Here is a 13,770-nt window from a genome sequence, read left to right as displayed (position 1 = left end):
GTTTCACAGCCGCCGGACGATGGCGGCTGCGCCTATGCCACCCGCACCGGCTATTGCCGTCATACCCTTGGCGCCTGCAGTCTCGTCGCGCTGCAGGTCTGCCAGCAGCCGTACCAGTGCCATCGCGCCCGATGCGCCTATGGGGTGACCGCGCGCAATGCCACCACCGCGCCGGTTGATGCGTGCAGTGTCAAGGCCCAGGGCCTTGCAAAAGTCCAGGCCTTGCACCGCAAAGGCATCGTGCAGTTCGATGGCTGCGATGTCTGTTGCCGAGGCCAGCCCGGCTCGCTGAAGCACGGCGCGCGCGGCTTGCTCCGCCGCCAGCAGGGGCATGGCCGGGTCCGCACCCACCGAGCTTGAGGCCAGCCAGACCGCGCGTGGCTGCAGGCCCAATGCCTGGCAGGCCTGGCGCGTTGCCAGCAGCACAAAAGCCGCACCGTCGGCACGGGCCGAGATGGCCAGGCTGCTGACCGCACAGTCCTGCGTCGGGTGTGCCATGTGGGAGTGCGCAGCCACCGGCATGCGTGCAGCTTTTTCCTGGCTGAGGGGTCGGGGGTAGGGGTCGTGCGAGATACCCAGGACTTCAACGATTTCCTCTGCCAGTTCATGCTGATGTGCCACGGCACGTTCGTGGCTTTGCACCGCATAGGCATCCTGCTCCAAGCGGGTGATGCCCTGCAGCGCCGCATAGTGGGCGGCAGATTCCAGCAGGTCCGGGTCCTGCGTGGGGTCGGGCGCAAAGGCCGGGCGCTCATAGGCCACTGCGGGCTCACCGGCCTGCAGGGGGCGGTGCTGGCGTATGGGCGCGCGGCTCCAGGCTTCCACACCACCCGCAATCACCACCTGCGCCTGGCCAGACGCCAGCAGGCCTACGGCCAGGGTTACGGCGTCCAGGCCGGAGCAGCATTGCGTGTCCACGGAGTAGCTGGCGCAGCGCTGCGGCAGACCAGAGGCGAGCGCCAGCATGCGCGCCGGGTTGCCGCCAGCGCCCAGGGCATTGCCCACCACCAGGGCGTCCACAGCCTGCGCCTGCAGGCCTGCGCGTTGCAGCAGGGCTGCGATCACGGGCACCGCGATCTGGTGCGGCTGCAGGCTACGAAAAGCGCCGCCATGCGGTGCCACGGCGCTGCGCGCCCAGGCCGCGATCAGGGCAGGGTGCTCAGGCATGGCGCCTCGCTGGGTGTGGGCTGATCGGCTTGCAGCAGGCCGCGGGCCAGCGCGCGGTGGTCGGTCTTGCCACTGGTTGTGAAACGCCAGTCGGCGCAGGTGAAGAATTTGCGCGGGATCTTGAAGCCCTCCAGATGCTGCCGACACCAGGCCTTGAGGGCCAGCGCATCGGGGCGCTTTGACGACCTTGCCTCGGTGCCCTCTACCCAGCGCAGGATCGCCACCACCTGCAGGCCGCGCAGCGCGTCCGGCACGCCGTGCACCGATGCGCTGGCAATCTCCGGGTGGCGCTCCAGCACCGACTCCACCTCTTCCGGGAACAGGTTTTTGCCCAGCGTCACGACCATGCGGTTTTGCCGGCCCACCACACACAGTCGCCCTTGTGCATCCAGATAGCCCAGGTCGCGCACACAGAGCCAGTCGCCGTCGCGCAGCGCGGCGGTGGCATCCTCGGCGCCACCCACGTAGTCCATGAACAGCATGGGGCTTTGCACATAGATCAGCCCGGCACCGTCTTCGACTTGTGGCTCGCGGATCTGCAGCGCCACATTGGAGAAGGGCTTGCCGACGACGGCTGCGGGTGCGTCTTCCTCGGTGTCCATCCAGGCGATAAAGCTGGTTTCCGAGGCACCATAAAACTCGATGATGCGGGCACAGGGAAACAGCGCGCGCAACTCCGCCGTGCGCTGGCGCATCCAGCGCGCGCCGCTGATGAGGATCAGGCGCACGGCCTCAATCGGCCGCGCCTGCTGGTGCCGGGCCACCTCCAGCAGCATCAGCAACTGGCTGGGCACTGCTACCAGGCAAGGCGTGCGGCCAGAGCGCAAGGTGTCAAGAGCTGCAGTGGCGGAGAACTGCTCCTGCACCTCCACGCCGCCGCCAGTCCACAGGCCCAGCAGCATGCCAAACAGAAACAGCGACTGCGAATCGCGCCCGGGCACCAGCACGCAGCGGGCCGCATCCGGGCCAAAGGCGTCCACACAGGCCTTGAAGCTCTCGGTCCAGGACTGGTGGTGGCGTCGGTAGCCCTTGGGTGTGCCGGTGCTGCCGGAGGTGTAGCCCACATAAAACGGGGTGGTGGGTTGGGCTGCAGGCGGGTTGGCGGCCTGCGTGGGCAGGGCAGCAAACACCGCGTTGCGTACCGCTGGCGGCCAGTCCGGGTCCCCCACGACGGCACAACGGCCGCTGGCGATGATGCCCAGAAAATCGACCAGGCGCTGCGCCACCGGCAGTCCCAGATTCACGGCTACGCTGTCCGGTGCCTGGGCAGCCTGCAGTGTCTGCGCGCGCTGCGTGAGGTGCTGCTGCAGTTGGGCAAAACTCAGGCTGGTGGTGCCGCTGCGAATGGCGCTTGCACTGCCATGGGATTGCGCCCACTGCGCGATGGGCGCATGAACCAGGTCGACCGTCGGGTCGGGGCTCATTTCAGGGCGCGGCCTCCAAAGTGCCAGTCGGGCAGACCGCGTGCCACGGTGTGAACCACCAGGGCGCAGACACCGCACTTGATCAGGTCGCCGGGCACAAACACCAGCGTACCAAAGAAGGCCTGGGTCCAGCTCAGGTGGGCGATGTTGACCAGGCCAATCACGCCAAACACATGCACGGTCAGCAGGCCACCCACAGCCGAAGCCAGGAAGGCGCTGAGAGCCGTGCCGCGTGGCGTGCTGCCCGGCAGCGCGGACATCAGCATGCCGGTAACCCAGGCGCCCACCGGCCAGGCCAGCAGGTAACCAGCGGACGGTGCCAGGAATACACCGAAGCCGCCGCGCCCACCCGACAGCAGGGGCAGACCCAGGGCCACGGCCGCCAGAAACAGCAGCATGGCCTGCAGGCCACGGCGCGGGCCCAGCAGGCACCCGGCCAGCATCACGCCCAGTGTCTGCAGGGTGATGGGCACGCCCAGGGGCAGGTCGATCTTGGGGATCAGGCCGAAGACGGCCATGAGTGCGGCAAACAGGGAGACGAGGGCCAGGGAGCGGGAAGACTTCATAGAAACAAGTGGGTCAGTTGAAAAGGTGTGAGGGTGGTGAACGGGCGAAGCCGCTTTCACTCGCCCAAGCGCAATTCGAGTGTATCTGCTACCCGGCGCGCCGCGAGCAGCATCTGGATGGTCAGGGGTGCCAGCAGGCGCAGGCCGCCGGGCTTGCCGGTGCGCAGGCGGTGCGCGTCGTCCAGTCGTTTCCACAGTACAAAGAAGTGCTCGGTAAAGCGCAGCATCATGGCCAGCTGCAGGGCAAAGCGTTCGGTGCGCAGGCCAAAGCGCTGCAGGGGATGCAGCCACTGCTCGAACACGTCCAGCAGTTCGCTGCTGCGGCTGGTCAGGGTCAGGGCTATGCCCAGCAGCGAGGCACTCAGCAGCCGCAGGCCGCTGACCACGCCGACCTGGGGCTGCTGCAGGTAGCTATGAAAAGCCAGGATCAACAAGGCCGCAATGGCCACGGACAGCACCAGCTTGCGGGCCGGATAGATGGCGCGGCCCAGCGATGCAAACAGCAGGCCGCACAGCAGTGCACTGCCACCCAGGAGGGCGATGCTGGTGAAGAAATATTGCAGCGTGCCCAGCAGGGCAAACAGCAGCAGCTTCCAGGCGGCTGGCACGGCGTGCAGCCAGGTGCGGTGTTCGCTGTAGAGGCTTCCCATGGTGCTGCTTGGCGGACTACTGGAGCGCTGGGGCGGGCAGGGCAGAACGCGTGGCCACATCCGCCTGGTAGGCCGCGCACACGCTGTGGCCCGGTCCGTCGGCGCGCACGGCGCCCTGGTCCAGCCAGAGCACACGCCCAAAGCCGCGCACGTGGTCCAGCGCATGGGTGGACACAATCACCTGCTGGCTCGCTTGTGCAATGTCCTGGGTCAGCCGGGCCTGGCCGGGCAGGTCCAGGCTGGCATAAGGTTCGTCCAGCAGCAGCAGCTGGGGTGCTGCAATGAGCAACGCCAGCCAGCACACATGCTGGCGTTGCCCCTGGCTCAGGCTGCTGATGCTGCGCGCACCCCAGTGGGCGAGTTGCCGGGTCTGCAAGAAGCTGCGGGCATGCCCAATGGCTTCGCGGCGTGGCATGCCGCTGGGGCTCAGGCTCAGGGCCAGCTCTTCCTCTACGGTGGGGAAGATGATCTGGTCATCCGGGTTCTGGAACAGCATGCCCACCAGGCCGGGGCGCTTGGCGCTGACCTCGTGGGCGGGCAGGCCGTGCACCTGCACGCTGCCCACGCGCGGAAGGTCCAGGCCACAGACCATGCGAAACAGGCTGCTCTTTCCCGCGCCGTTGTCGCCAATCAGGCCAATGCGCGGCTCTGCCAGATTCAGGGAGAGGGCGCTGAAGACAGTGTGGCTACCACGCACCAGCGTGACGTCTTGGATGGTGAGCATCCGGCCCATTTTCGCACGCCAGTTCGCGCAGACTGGCATGCCGCAAGGTCAGAGCTTGCGACGCAGGGCTTCAAAGAACAGCTCGGACTGCAGTCGCTCGCTCAGGGTCTGCTCCATCACCTTCTGCGCCAGTGGCCGCGCCACCGGCAACAGGGGCTGGCCCGTGCTCTGCGCCAGCACCTGCACGCAGCAGGCGCGCTCCAGGTAATACAGATCGTCATAGGCGTAGTCGAGGCGCTGTCCGCAAACCACCACGCCGTGGTTGCCCAGGAACACTACATCTGCGCCCTGCATGGCGTGGGCAATGCGCTCGCCCTCGGCGGCATCCAGTGCCAGGCCGTTGTAGTGCGCGTCCGCTGCCACGCGGCCATGGAAGCGCATGGCGTTTTGCGACAGGCAGGTGTCCAGCGCGCGCCGAGCGGTCAGCGTGAGTGCCGTGGCATGGGGCATGTGGGTGTGCAGTACGCAGGCCTTGCCGGCAATACGGTGGATGGCCGCGTGGATGTACATGGCCGTAGGCTCCACCGCATGGCGCCCGGCCAGGATGTTGCCGTGCACGTCGATCAGCACAATGTCATCGGCCTGCACCTCCTCCCACAGCAGGCCGCGCGGGTTGAGCAGAAAGCGGCCGGACTGGTCGGGCAACTCCACACTGAAGTGGTTGCAAACGCCCTCGGCCAGGCCGTGGAAGGCCGCAGCGCGCAGGGCCAGCGCCAGGTCGGTGCGCAGTTGGGTAACGGACGCGGAGTTGAAGTCTTGCTGGTGCTGTGTGGTCATGGGGGTTGGCGGTGAATCGTACCTACGTTGGTATTATTCACATACATCAGGAGTTCAGCATGGAAAACACCATTACCATTTCGGAAATCAAGCGCCGAGGCATGGCTGCCATCACGGATCACCTGCGCCTGGGCCCCACGCACGTTGTCAAACGCAACAAGAGGGCTGCTGTCATATTGTCGGAGGACGAGTACCAGCGCCTTGTCGCACAGCATGCCCCACATCTGCCGGGCATGACCGCGCTGGAATGGCTGATCGCGCAGCCCAGCACCGGCAGCCGGAGCCGCGCAGCCATTGATGCAGACCTGCAAGCCGAGCGCAGCTGGTGATTGCTTTTCTGGACGCCAACGCCCTTATCTACCAGACCGAGGGCAAGGAGCCGTTTGCCAGCCAGGTGCGTTCTGCACTTGTTGGCCTGAACTTGGCATATCCCGGTTTGCAGCTTAGCCTGAGCAGGCTCAGCTGGCTGGAGTGTCGGGTGGGGCCGATGAAGTCCAATGACACAGGGCTCTTGCAACGCTATGACAGCTTCTTTGCGCTGCCAGATTTGGTATGGGTGGAACTGACACAGACCGTGGTGGAGCTGGCCGCGCAGATCCGAGCGACCCATGGATTGAAGACTCCAGATTGCTTGCAAGCTGCCTGTTGCCTTCAGCTTGGGAATGACCATGTTTTTGTGACGGGAGATGGAGCCTTCCAGCGCGTGGCCGGTTTGCACGTGCTGCAAGTTTGAGATCACAGCACTGATTTTGGACATCATTGTGTACCTATAAATGAAAATTTGTGATCACAAATGAGTGATTGCCGTATCATGGCAGCCATCCCAAAGGCCTCCCATGACCCCATCCCTCGCAGAATTTTTGATAGCCCACCGCATCCACGAAGTGGAGTGCGTCATCCCCGACATGACCGGCATAGCACGCGGCAAGATCCTGCCGCGTGATCTGTTTCTGGCCGAGGGCCAGATGCGTTTGCCCAAGAGCGTGCTGCTCAACACGGTGAACGGCCAGCAGCCCGACAACGGCCCCTATGTGGGCGACACCGACCCCGACATGGTGTGCGTGCCCGATGCGGCCACGGTGCGCGTGGTGCCCTGGGCGGCCGAGCCGGTGGCGGTGGTGATTCATGATTGCCAGGAGTGGGACGGCTCGCCCGTGGCGCTGGCACCGCGCGGCGTGCTGCGCCGGGTGCTCAAGCTCTATGCCGACAAGGGCTGGAAGCCGGTGGTGGCGCCCGAGATGGAGTTCTACCTGGTGGCGCGGCAAATGAACCCGCATGAGCCGCTGCAGCCGCCACTGGGGCGCACCGGCAAGCCCGAGGCCGGGCGCCAGAGCTATTCGATTGACGCGGTGAATGACTTCGACCCCTTCTTCATGGAGCTGAGTTCCTTTTGCAGCCAGCACCGACTGGGCGTGGAGACACTGATCCACGAGGCCGGCCCCGGCCAGATGGAAATCAACTTCTCGCACGGCGAGCCCATGGACCTGGCGGACCGGGTGTTTCTGTTCAAGCGCACGGTGCGTGAGACGGCGCTGCGCCACGGCATTTTTGCCACCTTCATGGCCAAGCCCATGGAGCAGGAGCCGGGCAGCGCCATGCACATCCACCAGAGCATTACCGATGTGGCGGGCCAGAACATCTTCAGCAACGCAGACGGCAGCGAGACGCCGCTGTTTGGTAACTACATTGCCGGGCTGCAGACCTACATCCCGCAGCTCATGCCTATGTTTGCGCCCTATGTGAACTCGTACCGGCGCCTGTCGCCCTTTATGTCGGCGCCCATCAATGTGCGCTGGGGCAATGACAACCGCACCTGCGGCATCCGCGTGCCCAAGTCCGGGCCGGATGCGCGCCGGGTGGAGAACCGAGTGCCCGGTGTGGACGTGAACCCCTACCTGGCCATGGCCGCCACACTGGCCTGTGGCTACATCGGCATGTGCGAGAACCTGCAGGCCTCCAGCCCCACCACCGACAGCGCCTGGAACGTCAGCCACGAGCTGCCGCGCAATCTGGAGGACGCCATCAACGCCATGCGCAGCTGTGCGCCCATGCGCGAGATTCTGGGCGCCGCCTTTGTGGACGCATTCTGCGCTGTGAAAGAGCTGGAGTACGCCACCTACAACCGCGTCATCAGCTCCTGGGAGCGTGAGCATTTGTTGCTGCTGGTGTAGGGCAAGGGAGGCACCACAACATGAAGAAAGATTCAACAATTCCCACCGCCGCACCGCAAGCCGCGGCCGACAGTCCGGCACTGACACTGGGCGGCATATCCACGCGGGCCCTGCAGGCCCTGCTGCTGCGTGAGCGCGCCAGCTACATCCGTCGCAACCCCAAGTCACAGGCCCAGTCAGCGCGCGCCGCGGAGCACCTGCTGTTTGGTGTGCCCCTGCACTGGATGAACGACTGGGGCACACCCTTCGCCCTGCAGGTGGCCAGTGCGCAGGGCGCCCATCTGCTGGATGTGGATGGCCACCGCTTGGCCGACTTTTGCCTGGGCGACACCGGCGCCATGTTTGGCCACGCGCCGCCTGTAGTCACAAAAGCCCTGCAACGCCAGGCTGCCCTGGGCCTGACCACCATGCTGCCCAATGACGATGGCGCGGTGGTGGCCGAGCTGCTGGCCGCGCGGCTTGGCCTGCCGATGTGGCAGTTCGCCATGACGGCCACCGACGCCAACCGATTTGTGCTGCGCTGGATGCGCGCCGCCACCGGTCGCTCGGTGCTGCTGGTGTTCAACGGCTGCTACCACGGCACGGTGGAAGATGTGTTTGTTGATCTGGTGGATGGCAAACCGGTGCAACGCGACAGTCTGCTGGGCCAGGTGCATGACCTGACTGCCCACACCCGTGTGGTGGAGTTCAACGACCTGGCTGCTCTGGAGGCTGCCTTGGCCCCTGGTGATGTGGCCTGTGTGCTGGCTGAGCCGGTGATGACCAATATCGGCATGGTGCTGCCGCAGCCCGGCTTTTGGGAGCAGGCGCAGGCGCTTATCCGCAAGCACGGCGCCATGCTGGTGCTGGACGAGACCCACACCATCAGCAGCGGCCCCGGCGGCTATGCGCAGGCGCACGGTCTGCAGGCGGATGCCATCGTGGTGGGCAAGCCACTGGGCGGCGGCATGCCGTGTGCCGCCTATGGTTTTACCGCTGAGCTGGCAGAACGTGTGGTGGCCGCCAAGCGCAACGCGCCGCCCGGGCACTCGGGCATTGGCACCACGCTCACCGCCAATTTGCTGGCCATGGCGGCCATACGCGCCACGCTGACCCATCTGATGACGCCCGAAGTGTTTGCTCCCATGCAGGCGCTGGCGGGTTGTCTCGCTTCCGGCCTGCAGGCCGTGGTGACGCGCCACGGCGTGCCCTGGTGCGTGACGCAGGTGGGCGCCAGGGTGGAGTTCCAGTTCTGCGCTGTGCCACCCGTCAACGGCACCGAGGCCGGCCTGGCCATGAATGCCGAGCTGGAGCACGCCATCCACCTGTACCTGCTCAACCGCGAGGTGCTGATCACGCCGTTTCACAACATGATGCTGGTCTGCCCCGACACCACCGATGCGGATGTGGCGCGCCTGATTGGCGCGGTGGACGGCTTTTTGACGGCGTGCCGGTGATGGGCAGCCAGCGCACTGCAGGGCAGGCTGTAGATGACATAGCAGTCACCACCACCCAGCAAGACACGGTCTACCAGACCCTGCGTCAGTGGATCACGGTAGGCCGCTTTCTGCCCGGCGAGCGCCTGAAAATTCGCAACGTGGCCGCCGACCTGGGCGTGGGCCAGATGCCCGTGCGCGCCGCCCTGCAGCGCCTGGCCGCCGAGGGCGCACTCCTCAATGTGCCCAACGCCGGCGTGACCCTGCCCGTGCTCTCCACGCCCGAATTTGACGACCTGCTGCAGATGCGCATGCTGCTCGAAGGCGAGGCTGCCGAACGCGGCAGCCTGCGCCTGGACGCCGCGCAAACCGCCACCCTGCGCGCCCTGTGCGAGCGCATGGCGCAGGCGCTTGAAAAGGGCGACGCCACAGACTACCTGGCGGCCAATGAAGACTTCCACGTGTTGCTGTACCGCGCTGCCGGCTCGCCCCTTTTGTTTGAGTTGATAGACAAACTCTGGCTCAAGGCCGGGCCGATTTCCAACCAGCTGTTTGACACGCCCGAGCCCTTGGCCTGCCTGAACGACGCGCACAGCGATGTGATGCGCGCACTGGAACGCCGTGACAGCGCGGCCGTGCGCCGCGCCATTGAGAGGGACATCTTTGTGGCAGGTCAATTCCTGCGCCGAAAGTAGGCCGCGGGCCCGGCACTTGGGCGCAGAATCCGGCCATGACGAAGAAGCGTTTTCCCATCCACCCTGCCAACCCCGAGCGCCTGTGCTGGGGTTGTGACAAGTACTGCTCGGCCGACGACATGATGTGCGGCAACGGTTCGGACCGCACCCAGCATCCGGTGGAGCTGTTTGGCAAGGACTGGATGGACTGGGGCAGTGATTTTGTGGCGCCCGATGCGCCCACGCCAGCCGGTTCGCCAGCCCGTTCTGTAAGCAGTGCCGCAACCCTCGCACCCGCCTTGAACCCATGAGCGCTTTGCCTGTGGAACCTGTGCCTTTGTCCTCCACCGTGTTGGAGCAGTTATGGGCAGCAGCACGTGCCGCACACGCCCGGGCCTATGCGCCGTATTCGCGCTACGCGGTGGGCGCAGCCATTGTGGATGAGCACGGCCAGGTCCATGCGGGTTGCAATGTGGAGAACGCCGCTTACCCCCAGGGCTGGTGCGCCGAGGCCAGTGCGCTCAGCGCCCTGGTGCTGTCCGGTGCGCGCCAAGTGCGCGGTGTGCTGGTGGTGGGCACGGGTGGCGCCTGGATCACGCCTTGTGGTGGTTGCCGCCAGAAGCTGCGCGAGTTTGGCGAGCCTGACATGCCGATTGTCTCTGCCACGGTGGAGGCGCTGGGGCCTGTCTACAGCCTGGAGCAACTGCTGCCGCACAGCTTCGGGCCGGACCATTTGCGCAAGCCATGACGCAGTCCGCACGGGACGCCATTGCTGCCCGCGCGCCGGGCCTGGTGCCCCGCATCGCCGTGGTCTTGGGCAGTGGCTGGGGCGGCTTGACGGCGCTGATGCAAGACCCGGTTCGCATTGCCTATGCAGACCTGCAAGGATTCCCCAAGCCGGGTGTGGCCGGGCACGGCGGCGACTTGTGGCTGGGCCGAATCGGCGCCCACACTGTGGCTGTGCTGAGCGGGCGCCAACACGGCTACGAGACCGGTGCGGTGGACGGCATGCACGTCCCCTTGCAGGTGCTGCAGGCCTTGGGCTGCCAGGTGCTGGTGCAGACCAATGCCGCAGGCAGCCTGCGCCGCAGCTTGCCGCCGGGCAGCCTGATGGCGCTGGGCGACCATATCAACCTGCCGCAGCGCTCACCGCTGGTAGGGTTGGGCGGCGCCGAGCGCTTTGTGGACATGGTGAACGCCTATGACCCAGCCCTGCGCGCGCAGGCTGTGGTGCTGGCTGCTGAGCAGGGTGTGAGCTTGGCCACCGGCGTCTACGCCTGGGCCTTTGGCCCGCAGTTCGAAACCCCGGCCGAGATCCGCATGCTGGCCCAACTGGGCGCCGATGCCGTGGGCATGAGCACCGTGCCCGAGACCATCCTGGCGCGCTACCTGGCCTTGCGGGTGCTGGCGCTGTCCCTCATCACCAACATGGGCGCCGGGCTGTCGGGCGAGCGGCTGAGCCATGCCCATACCCTGAGCCAGGCAGCAGCGGCCGGTGTGCAGGCCAGCGCCGTGCTGGCGCATGTGATTGGCAACTTGAAACTGGATTGAACCGATGAACGTACCTCCCTTGAGCAACCCGGCAGCCACTGCGCGCCTGGCCCTGTCCTGCCTGGACCTCACCAGCCTGAACGCACAAGACACCGAGGCCGATATTGCCCAGCTGTGCCAGCGCGCCCAAAGCCGCTTTGGCCCGGTGGCGGCGGTCTGCGTCTGGCCGCGCTTGGCCGGCTTTGCACGCAGGCAGTTGCCGCCCCACATCGCCGTGGCTGCGGTGGCCAATTTCCCGGACGGCAGTGCCGATGTGGAGCGGGCCGTGCGCGAAGCGGGAGAGATCGTGCAAAGCGGCGCGCAAGAGGTGGACGTGGTGCTGCCTTATGCGCAACTGCTGCTCGGCCACGATGCGGAGGTAGCCAAGTTGCTGGCGGCAGTGCGCCGGGCCAGCGAGGGACTGCGGCTAAAGGTGATTCTGGAGACCGGCGTGCTGCTGGACCCGGCGCTGATTCTGCGGGCCTCGCGCCTGAGCCTGGAGGCGGGTGCTGATTTTCTGAAAACCAGCACCGGCAAGACCGCCATCAGCGCCACACCCGAGGCCGCGCGCGTGATGCTGGGCGCCATTGCTGCCGACCCGGCTGCGCATGCACGCGTAGGCTTCAAGCCCTCGGGCGGCATACGTACCGTGGCCGATGCAGCCGTGTACATCGCCTTGTGCGAAGAACTGCTGGGCCCGCAGGCCCTGACGCCGCAGCGCTTTCGCATTGGTGCCAGCAGCGTGCTGGCAGACATTGAAGCCGTGCTGGCTGGTGAGGGCCCGGCGGCAACAGCACCTGCAGGCAGCTACTGAGTCACCCATGCTTGCCCAAGAAACCATACGCCGCAAACGCGATGGCCACGCCCTGAGCGAGGCGGAAATTGCAGACTTTGTGGCGGGTCTGGTCACGGGCGCCTGGAGCGAAGGGCAGTGCGCGGCGCTAGCCATGGCCATGCTGCTCAAAGGCATGTCGCAGGCAGAGACGGTGGCACTGACGCAGGCCATGATGCGCTCCGGCACGGTGATGGACTGGAGCCACGCGCAACTGCCCGGGCCGATTCTGGACAAGCACTCCAGCGGTGGTGTGGGGGACAAGGTCAGCCTGATGCTCGCACCCATCGTGGCTGCTTGTGGTGGCTTTGTGCCCATGGTGTCCGGGCGCGGCTTGGGCCATACCGGCGGCACGCTGGACAAGATGGAAAGCATTCCCGGCTACCGCATTGCGCCCGACGCCGCGCAGCTGCTGCACACGCTGCGAACGGCGGGCTGCGCCGTCGTAGGTGCCAGTGCCCAGGTGGCCCCTGCCGACAGGCGCCTGTACGCCATTCGCGATGTCACTGCCACTGTGGAGTCCACCGCGCTGATCACCGCCAGCATTCTGTCCAAGAAGCTGGCCGCCGGGCTGCAGGTCTTGGTGATGGATGTGAAGACCGGCAACGGCGCGTTTGCCGCCAGCATCGCGGACGCCCGCACGCTGGCGCAGTCGCTGGTCAGCGTGGCCCAGGGCGCGGGCCTGCCCACGCGCGCCTGGATCACCGACATGAACCAGGTGCTGGGCCACAGTTGCGGCAACGCACTGGAAGTGCTGGAGGCCGTTGCCTTCTTGAAAGGCGAACAGCAGGAGCCCCGCCTGCTGGAGGTGACGCGCACCCTGAGTGCCGAGCTCTTGCAACTGGGCGGCTTGGCGCCGGATATGGACCAGGCCCTGCAGCAAGTTGACCGCGTGCTGACCAGTGGCTCCGCACTCGAACGCTTTGCCCGCATGGTGCAGGCACTGGGCGGCCCGGCTGACTTCTGTGAACGCCCGGCGCACTACCTGAGCGCAGCCCCGGTGCTGCGGCACACACTGGCGCCGCGTGCAGGCTGGGTGCACAGCATGGCCACGCGTGACATCGGCCTTCTGGTGATTGAACTGGGGGGAGGGCGGCACCAGGCCAGCGACACCATCGATGCGCGCGTTGGCCTGACTGAGGTCGTGGCAGTGGGCCAGAAAGTAGAGCCCGGCAGTGTGCTGGCCGTGGTGCACGCCGCTGATGCAGCGTCGGCCGACATGGCTGCTCAAAGCTTGCTGAAACACATCGCAATCGGTGATGACCCCGTGGGCATACAGGCGGTGATGCTGGAGCGCCTGGCCAGCTGAACCACTACCCGGCGTGTGCTGCCCAGAAGGCGGCAGGTGAACTGCTTACTCCGTAATCACACACAGCACGCTGCAGTGCGCGTGCTCAATCAGCGCGCTGGACACCGAGCCGCGCCACCAGCGGGCGGCCCAGCTTTCCAGGTGCTTGTGGCCCACCACGATCAGATTGGCCTTTACCTTGCGGGCGAACTCGGTGATCTGGTGCACGGACTCGCCCATCAGCAACTCGCCCTGGGCCTGGTAACCCGAGGCCGTCATGCGGCGCAGGCCGTCTTCCAGAATGGACTGAAAACGCTGCTTGTCGCGCTCTGCAATTTCGGGGATGTAGATGCTGCCGTCATAACCTGCCAGGTTGGCGGGCGAGGGCATGACTGCCACCAGCCACACCACCGCCTGGCTCCACTGGGCCAGCTCCCGGCTTTCCAGCAGCGCAAGCTGTCCGGCCTCTGTGCCGTCGTATGCAAGAACAATGCATTTGTACATGGTGTATTTCTCCGGTTGGCAGATTCATCGTAGTGCGGACCCACCCCC

17 protein-coding genes are annotated in these 13,770 nt (G+C 66.0%); 10 read left to right on the top strand and 7 right to left on the bottom strand.

The window, feature by feature from the left end:
- Nucleotides 1-3: 3 nt before the first annotated feature.
- From DIC66_RS02850 to DIC66_RS02825, 6 genes are read right to left on the bottom strand one after another with little or no spacing between them, the layout of a single operon-like run.
- A complete protein-coding gene (locus DIC66_RS02850; RefSeq protein ID WP_117174151.1) occupies nt 4-1,167 on the bottom strand; it encodes a thiolase family protein in 1,164 nt (387 codons plus the stop codon).
- Nucleotides 1,146-2,591: an AMP-binding protein gene (locus DIC66_RS02845; protein ID WP_117173802.1), complete on the bottom strand. Its 1,446-nt coding sequence runs from the start codon at nt 2,589-2,591 to the stop codon at nt 1,146-1,148. Before DIC66_RS02845 ends, DIC66_RS02850 begins: the two co-directional genes overlap by 22 nt.
- Nucleotides 2,588-3,157, bottom strand: a complete 570-nt coding sequence (locus DIC66_RS02840) for a biotin transporter BioY (RefSeq protein ID WP_117173800.1) — start codon at nt 3,155-3,157, stop codon at nt 2,588-2,590. Before DIC66_RS02840 ends, DIC66_RS02845 begins: the two co-directional genes overlap by 4 nt.
- Before the next feature lie 56 nt (nt 3,158-3,213).
- A complete protein-coding gene (locus DIC66_RS02835) occupies nt 3,214-3,807 on the bottom strand; it encodes a CbiQ family ECF transporter T component (protein ID WP_117173798.1) in 594 nt (197 codons plus the stop codon).
- A 16-nt stretch (nt 3,808-3,823) separates the two neighbouring features.
- Entirely contained in the window at nt 3,824-4,531 is a 708-nt protein-coding gene (locus DIC66_RS02830) for an energy-coupling factor ABC transporter ATP-binding protein (protein ID WP_420820471.1), read from the bottom strand.
- 48 nt (nt 4,532-4,579) lie between these two features.
- Nucleotides 4,580-5,308 (bottom strand): aldolase, encoded by a 729-nt coding sequence (locus DIC66_RS02825; protein ID WP_117173794.1) that lies wholly within the window; start codon nt 5,306-5,308, stop codon nt 4,580-4,582.
- Nucleotides 5,309-5,367: 59 nt separating this feature from the next.
- Between DIC66_RS02825 and DIC66_RS02820 the strand changes: the two genes are divergently transcribed.
- The 10 genes from DIC66_RS02820 (at nt 5,368) to deoA (ending at nt 13,239) form a co-directional block, all read left to right on the top strand.
- On the top strand, nt 5,368-5,637 hold the full coding sequence (locus DIC66_RS02820) for a type II toxin-antitoxin system Phd/YefM family antitoxin (RefSeq protein ID WP_117173792.1): 270 nt from the start codon (nt 5,368-5,370) through the stop codon (nt 5,635-5,637).
- Nucleotides 5,634-6,041: a type II toxin-antitoxin system VapC family toxin gene (locus DIC66_RS02815; RefSeq protein WP_158558825.1), complete on the top strand. Its 408-nt coding sequence runs from the start codon at nt 5,634-5,636 to the stop codon at nt 6,039-6,041. The genes DIC66_RS02820 and DIC66_RS02815 overlap by 4 nt, the downstream gene beginning before the upstream one ends.
- Nucleotides 6,042-6,144: 103 nt before the next feature.
- Nucleotides 6,145-7,479 (top strand): glutamine synthetase family protein, encoded by a 1,335-nt coding sequence (locus DIC66_RS02810; protein ID WP_117173789.1) that lies wholly within the window; start codon nt 6,145-6,147, stop codon nt 7,477-7,479.
- A gap of 20 nt (nt 7,480-7,499) precedes the next feature.
- Nucleotides 7,500-8,915 carry an aspartate aminotransferase family protein gene (locus DIC66_RS02805; RefSeq protein WP_117173787.1) on the top strand — a complete coding sequence of 472 codons (1,416 nt, stop codon included), beginning with the start codon at nt 7,500-7,502 and terminating at the stop codon, nt 8,913-8,915.
- Complete coding sequence (locus DIC66_RS02800) at nt 8,915-9,589, top strand: GntR family transcriptional regulator (RefSeq protein ID WP_117173785.1); 675 nt, start codon at nt 8,915-8,917, stop codon at nt 9,587-9,589. The genes DIC66_RS02805 and DIC66_RS02800 overlap by 1 nt, the downstream gene beginning before the upstream one ends.
- A gap of 35 nt (nt 9,590-9,624) precedes the next feature.
- The gene (locus DIC66_RS02795) at nt 9,625-9,879 is read left to right on the top strand and encodes a DUF3079 domain-containing protein (RefSeq protein WP_117173783.1); all 255 of its coding nucleotides are present in this window, start codon (nt 9,625-9,627) and stop codon (nt 9,877-9,879) included.
- Entirely contained in the window at nt 9,876-10,316 is a 441-nt protein-coding gene (locus tag DIC66_RS02790) for a cytidine deaminase (protein WP_117173781.1), read from the top strand. The genes DIC66_RS02795 and DIC66_RS02790 overlap by 4 nt, the downstream gene beginning before the upstream one ends.
- Nucleotides 10,313-11,119 carry a purine-nucleoside phosphorylase gene (locus tag DIC66_RS02785; RefSeq protein ID WP_117173779.1) on the top strand — a complete coding sequence of 269 codons (807 nt, stop codon included), beginning with the start codon at nt 10,313-10,315 and terminating at the stop codon, nt 11,117-11,119. Before DIC66_RS02790 ends, DIC66_RS02785 begins: the two co-directional genes overlap by 4 nt.
- 4 nt (nt 11,120-11,123) lie before the next feature.
- Nucleotides 11,124-11,912, top strand: coding sequence for a deoxyribose-phosphate aldolase (deoC, locus tag DIC66_RS02780; protein WP_199534644.1), 789 nt, complete (start codon nt 11,124-11,126; stop codon nt 11,910-11,912).
- A gap of 7 nt (nt 11,913-11,919) precedes the next feature.
- Complete coding sequence (deoA, locus tag DIC66_RS02775; protein ID WP_117173775.1) at nt 11,920-13,239, top strand: thymidine phosphorylase; 1,320 nt, start codon at nt 11,920-11,922, stop codon at nt 13,237-13,239.
- Between the two features lie 45 nt (nt 13,240-13,284).
- Here deoA and DIC66_RS02770 read toward each other — a convergent pair whose 3' ends face one another.
- A complete protein-coding gene (locus DIC66_RS02770; RefSeq protein WP_117173773.1) occupies nt 13,285-13,722 on the bottom strand; it encodes a universal stress protein in 438 nt (145 codons plus the stop codon).
- Between the last annotated feature and the right edge of the window lie 48 nt (nt 13,723-13,770).

The organism is Rhodoferax lacus (genome assembly GCF_003415675.1).
GTDB classification, from domain to species: domain Bacteria; phylum Pseudomonadota; class Gammaproteobacteria; order Burkholderiales; family Burkholderiaceae_C; genus Allorhodoferax; species Allorhodoferax lacus.
Note: the sequence above shows the minus strand (reverse complement) of the source record. Positions and strands in the feature narration are given on the sequence as shown.

Bases quoted from the DNA above. Each gene is read 5' to 3' on its own strand.
- DIC66_RS02850 (WP_117174151.1), bottom strand. From the start codon at position 1,167: ATGCCTGAGCACCCTGCCCTGATCGCGGCCTGGGCGCGCAGCGCCGTG.
- DIC66_RS02845 (WP_117173802.1), bottom strand. From the start codon at position 2,591: ATGAGCCCCGACCCGACGGTCGACCTGGTTCATGCGCCCATCGCGCAG.
- DIC66_RS02840 (WP_117173800.1), bottom strand. From the start codon at position 3,157: ATGAAGTCTTCCCGCTCCCTGGCCCTCGTCTCCCTGTTTGCCGCACTC.
- DIC66_RS02835 (WP_117173798.1), bottom strand. From the start codon at position 3,807: ATGGGAAGCCTCTACAGCGAACACCGCACCTGGCTGCACGCCGTGCCA.
- DIC66_RS02830 (WP_420820471.1), bottom strand. From the start codon at position 4,531: ATGCTCACCATCCAAGACGTCACGCTGGTGCGTGGTAGCCACACTGTC.
- DIC66_RS02825 (WP_117173794.1), bottom strand. From the start codon at position 5,308: ATGACCACACAGCACCAGCAAGACTTCAACTCCGCGTCCGTTACCCAA.
- DIC66_RS02820 (WP_117173792.1), top strand. From the start codon at position 5,368: ATGGAAAACACCATTACCATTTCGGAAATCAAGCGCCGAGGCATGGCT.
- DIC66_RS02810 (WP_117173789.1), top strand. From the start codon at position 6,145: ATGACCCCATCCCTCGCAGAATTTTTGATAGCCCACCGCATCCACGAA.
- DIC66_RS02805 (WP_117173787.1), top strand. From the start codon at position 7,500: ATGAAGAAAGATTCAACAATTCCCACCGCCGCACCGCAAGCCGCGGCC.
- DIC66_RS02800 (WP_117173785.1), top strand. From the start codon at position 8,915: ATGGGCAGCCAGCGCACTGCAGGGCAGGCTGTAGATGACATAGCAGTC.
- DIC66_RS02795 (WP_117173783.1), top strand. From the start codon at position 9,625: ATGACGAAGAAGCGTTTTCCCATCCACCCTGCCAACCCCGAGCGCCTG.
- DIC66_RS02790 (WP_117173781.1), top strand. From the start codon at position 9,876: ATGAGCGCTTTGCCTGTGGAACCTGTGCCTTTGTCCTCCACCGTGTTG.
- DIC66_RS02785 (WP_117173779.1), top strand. From the start codon at position 10,313: ATGACGCAGTCCGCACGGGACGCCATTGCTGCCCGCGCGCCGGGCCTG.
- deoC (WP_199534644.1), top strand. From the start codon at position 11,124: ATGAACGTACCTCCCTTGAGCAACCCGGCAGCCACTGCGCGCCTGGCC.
- deoA (WP_117173775.1), top strand. From the start codon at position 11,920: ATGCTTGCCCAAGAAACCATACGCCGCAAACGCGATGGCCACGCCCTG.
- DIC66_RS02770 (WP_117173773.1), bottom strand. From the start codon at position 13,722: ATGTACAAATGCATTGTTCTTGCATACGACGGCACAGAGGCCGGACAG.